The 335-nt window shown below is 58.5% G+C and carries 1 pseudogene; it reads left to right on the forward strand.

The features are described 5' to 3' along the window. Positions 1–335 (forward strand): annotated as a pseudogene (locus GWC77_RS29955) (hypothetical protein); the annotation flags it as partial.

Here is a 335-nt window from a genome sequence, read left to right on the forward strand (position 1 = left end):
CCCTTGCGGCTACCCGGCCTGGCTTCTGGCTCTGTCACAGTGATGTCCATCAAATCGAAAATGATGGGCACCACTTTGATGTCGGTTCTCGCCGTCGTCTACGACGGTCGTCGTGAGGCGCTTACGAAGAGCCAGTGCCAGGCGCTGGAGCGCACGCAACCATTGCTCCCAATGGGGCTCGGCTACGTCGAGGGTGTCACGCACGATCACATTCGCCATGGCACAACGACGCTGTTTGCTGCTCTGAATGCCGCTACCGGCGAGGTCATTGCTCAATGCAAGCCGCGTCACCGGCATCAGGAATTCATCGCGTTTCTGAATCACATCGATCGTGC

Source organism: Paraburkholderia sp. NMBU_R16, from assembly GCF_013282575.1.
Lineage (GTDB): Bacteria > Pseudomonadota > Gammaproteobacteria > Burkholderiales > Burkholderiaceae > Trinickia.